The organism is Oleiphilus sp. HI0080, from assembly GCF_001635135.1.
In genome coordinates this window covers 1-4,406 of the sequence record NZ_LWFU01000656.1, presented here as the reverse complement: position 1 = coordinate 4,406, position 4,406 = coordinate 1, and the positions used below count along the sequence as shown (strand labels likewise).

Below are 4,406 nucleotides of genomic sequence, written 5' to 3'. Positions count from 1 at the left end.
AAGCTGTTTATCAAAACGCACGGCTGCCAGATGAATGAGTACGACTCATCGCGCATGGCAGACCTGCTTCGTGAAGGCCAAGACGTTGAACTTACCGACAGCGCAGACGATGCTGATATTCTCTTATTGAATACTTGTTCTATAAGAGAAAAAGCGCAGGAAAAAGTGTTCCACCAACTAGGGCGCTGGAAGAAACTCAAAGACTCAAACCCAAATCTGACGATAGGTGTCGGCGGCTGCGTTGCGAGCCAGGAAGGCGAGGCTATTCGTGACCGCGCGCCTTTTGTTGACGTTGTTTTTGGCCCCCAAACACTGCATCGACTACCAGAAATGATCGATGCATCCAAGACTACCGACGTTGGTGTAATTGACATCAGCTTCCCGGAGGTCGAAAAATTCGACCACCTACCCGCCCCGGGTGTAGAGGGCGCATCGGCTTTCGTCTCAATCATGGAAGGCTGCAGCAAGTACTGTACATTTTGCGTGGTGCCTTACACGCGTGGCGAAGAAGTCAGCCGCCCCGTTGATGACGTGATTGCAGAAGTCGTTCATCTCGCATCTCAGGGAGTTCGAGAAGTGAACTTGCTGGGCCAAAACGTCAATGCCTATCAGGGCAAGACGCACGATGATGACGTGATGGATCTAGCAGAGCTCATCACGCTGATTGCTGCGATTGACGGCGTAGATCGAATCCGCTACACAACCTCACACCCGGTAGAGTTTTCGGATGCCTTGATTGATGTTTATGAGACCGTACCGGAGTTGGTTAGCCACTTACACCTCCCAGTACAAAGTGGCTCGGATCGAATCCTCGCGGCGATGAAGCGCGGTCATACTGCTCTTGAATATAAGTCTAAGCTACGTCGCTTACGAAAAATTCGCCCAGATATCAGCCTCTCGTCCGACTTTATCATTGGCTTTCCCGGTGAAACAGAGAAAGACTTCGAAGATACAATGAAACTAATCAACGACGTCGGTTTTGATACATCGTTTAGCTTCATCTATAGCGCGCGCCCTGGCACTCCTGCCGCGGACCTAAAAGATGAAACCCCAGAGGAATTGAAAAAACAGCGGCTGCATATTTTGCAACAACGCATCACACAAAGCGCCCATGAGATAAGCCGACGCATGGTTGGAACGCAGCAGCGCATCTTGGTTACCGGTTTCTCTAAAAAGGATCCAGGTGAATTGCAAGGCCGAACTGAAAACAACCGCGTGGTTAACTTCAAGGCCAATCAGGACCGTAGCGATGCCGCTCTAATAGGTCGTTTCATTGACGTGAACATTGTTGATGCCTACCCCAATTCCCTTCGTGGTGAGCGCATAGATAACAATGACTACTAATTCTGGAGAGAAAAACAGTAGCGTCGCCAAACGTAGTATCACTCTCAGCCCTGAAGATAATCAGAGGCTATCAATTTTGTGCGGCCCGTTTGACGAGAACATCAAATACATTGAGAAACGCCTTCTGGTGGAAATCAACAGGCGCGGCGCAATGTTTAATATCCGCTCTGACGATGAGGACCGCGCACAAGCCGCTGCAAATATACTGAAGTACCTGTATCGAGACACAGAGCATCAAAGAGACGTCAATCTAGAGAGCGTTCAGCTCTATATTCAAGAGGCCTCTCAGGATATTGCCACTGCCCAGCCAGTCGAAGACATCCACGCTATCATCAAGACACCCAAGCTTCAGGTGAAAGCGCGTAACCAGAACCAGATACTCTATTTACAGCGGGTTAAACAGCACGATATCAACTTTGGCATTGGGCCCGCCGGTACCGGCAAGACGTACCTAGCCGTGGCATGCGCTGTCGAAGCACTGCAAAAGGAAGAGGTTAAACGTATTCTATTAGTTCGCCCTGCTGTGGAAGCCGGCGAGAAGCTAGGATTCTTGCCGGGCGATCTTGCGCAGAAAGTCGATCCGTATTTGCGCCCTCTTTATGACGCTCTGTATGACATGCTTGGTTTCGAACAAGTCGCTCGCCTGATTGAAAAGAACGTCATAGAAATTGCCCCGCTTGCGTTCATGCGAGGAAGAACACTCAACAACGCGTTCATCATTTTAGATGAGAGCCAAAACACAACGCCCGAGCAAATGAAAATGTTCTTAACCCGGATCGGCTTTGGCTCTACAGCCATCATTACTGGCGATATCACCCAAACAGATCTCCCTAAAGGAGCAAAATCCGGATTATCACAATGCATGGATATCCTTGGCGGTGTAGCGGGTATAAGCGTAACGAGCTTTAACTCTAAAGATGTCGTCCGTCACCCGCTTGTGCAACGCATTGTTGAAGCATACGATCGTTTCGACTCGAAAGGACAAAAGAATGGCTAGCATTGATTTAGATCTGCAAGTCGCTACCAATTATACTGGCGTGCCAAGTAATGCAGAGTTCAAAGCGTGGTCACTCGCCGCCCTTATGGCAACCGACAAGCACTTTGAACTGACTATCCGCGTCGTCGATACGCCCGAGATCCAAGAGCTAAATGCCAACTACCGTGACAAGGACAAGCCGACGAATGTGCTTTCTTTTCCTTTTGAAGCGCCAGAACACATAGAGCTTGATCTGTTAGGCGATCTAATCATCTGCGCCCAAGTGGTTAACGCTGAAGCTAAAGAACAAAACAAAGATGAAAAGTCGCATTGGGCGCACATGACAGTACATGGCGTTCTGCACTTACTAGGCTATGACCACATCGATGATATTGAGGCTGATGAGATGGAAGGACTTGAAATTAAGATTCTCCATGAATTAGGCTACGCAAATCCGTATTCCCAAGAGGCAAACTAGTTCAACTAATGAACGACGACACTCCCAGTAGCGAGCCAGCTTCGAAAAGCTGGCTAGAACGCATATCGCAAGCATTTTCTGATCAACCTGATAGCGTTGATGAACTGCTTGAAATCTTAAGAGATTCAGAGCAAAGAAACGTTCTGGACGCAGACGCACTGAGCATTATTGAAGGTGCCATTCAGGTTACCAAAATGCAGGCGCGTGAAGTCATGATACCGCGCTCCCAGATGATTACCGTGAACGCAGATGCAGACCCCGAAGAGTATATTGATGATATCATCGAATCTGCACATTCACGCTTCCCCGTGTTTGGAGACTCAGATGATGAGCTTGAAGGCATCCTACTCGCGAAGGACCTCCTTCCTCTCGCTCTAAAGGGCGAATTGAGACGAAGCGCCGTGATAGATTTGCTTCGCCCTGCTTCGAAGATACCGGAAAGCAAACGATTGAATGAACTGCTCAAAGACTTCAAGCGAAATCGTAACCATATGGCAATTGTCATAGACGAATATGGTACGCCGTCAGGACTCGTCACTATCGAGGACGTGCTAGAACAGATCGTTGGCGAGATTGAGGACGAGCATGACATCGAAGAAGAGACCAACATCAAAACGCTTAGCGATAAAGAGTTTACTGTAAAAGCACTCACAACGATCGAGGAGTTTAACGAGTATTTTGATGTTCAGGTTCCAGAAGATGAGTTCGATACGATTGGTGGGTACGCGATCAAACGATTTGGCCGCTTGCCCAACCGAGGCGATGAGACTCGATTCGAAGGTTTTAAGATCACTGTACTGAACGCCGATAGTCGAACCGTCAGGCTATTAAAGTTAGAAAAACTTAACGCTTGAGAGACACAACAAGAGCGAGCGCCGAAACACGCGCTCGCCCAAAAACAATAAGAAGGAAACCATGCGAGGCGCACTCATTCTATCGGTCGCTATATTTTTATCGGGCGCCCTACAGACACTTGCGCTGAGCCCTTACGACTACTGGGTGGCCAGCATAGGCTCTCTGGTTTTGTTCTTAGCCCTCACGAAAGCGCTCGACCCCAACTCCTACCTTAGCCCCAAGAGCGCCTTTTATCATGGTTGGCTGATTGGTTTCGGCTTATTTGCCTCAGGCGCTTCGTGGGTTTATGTCAGCATCAACACTTACGGCAATGCCCCTCCAGCATTAGCCGGTTTCCTTACGTTATTCTTTGTTGCCGCACTGGGTTTGTTTCATGGTTTCATGTTTTGGCTCTATTCGAAGTTAAAGTCCAAGTATTTGGGTTTTAACGTGCTTCTCTTTGCGACACTGTGGGTGGGAAACGACTTAGTACGCAGCNTGTTCCTCACCGGTTTTCCATGGCTGTTTATCGNCNACTCACAGCTTGATNGCCCATTATCCGGATGGCTACCCTTGATTGGCAGCTACGGAACAACCCTCATACTTAGTATTACCTCCGGCGCCTTAGTTGCGCTCAGCATTGATCGACAACACCGTACCGCCTTGCTTGTAACACTCCTTTTGATAGCGCTATGGACTCCGGGTTATCTTTTGAAGGACAAAAACTGGACGGTTTCAACAGGAAAGCTGCAGGAAGTCGCTTTGATCCAATTG

The 4,406-nt window shown here is 48.7% G+C and carries 4 protein-coding genes and 1 pseudogene; all 5 read left to right on the top strand.

Annotation, left to right across the window (positions count from 1 at the left end; genetic code table 11):
• Positions 1-1,344, top strand: a 1,344-nt coding sequence (gene miaB, locus A3751_RS14295; RefSeq protein WP_082863274.1) for a tRNA (N6-isopentenyl adenosine(37)-C2)-methylthiotransferase MiaB, incomplete at its 5' end; no start/stop codon positions are given.
• Entirely contained in the window at positions 1,334-2,341 is a 1,008-nt protein-coding gene (locus A3751_RS14290) for a PhoH family protein (RefSeq protein WP_068457289.1), read from the top strand. The genes miaB and A3751_RS14290, both read left to right, overlap by 11 nt.
• Complete coding sequence (ybeY, locus tag A3751_RS14285; RefSeq protein WP_068457286.1) at positions 2,334-2,798, top strand: rRNA maturation RNase YbeY; 465 nt, start codon at positions 2,334-2,336, stop codon at positions 2,796-2,798. Before A3751_RS14290 ends, ybeY begins: the two co-directional genes overlap by 8 nt.
• 8 nt (positions 2,799-2,806) lie before the next feature.
• The gene (locus A3751_RS14280; RefSeq protein WP_068457284.1) at positions 2,807-3,652 is read left to right on the top strand and encodes an HlyC/CorC family transporter; all 846 of its coding nucleotides are present in this window, start codon (positions 2,807-2,809) and stop codon (positions 3,650-3,652) included.
• A 61-nt stretch (positions 3,653-3,713) separates the two neighbouring features.
• Positions 3,714-4,406: pseudogene (locus tag A3751_RS14275) on the top strand (hypothetical protein); the annotation flags it as partial.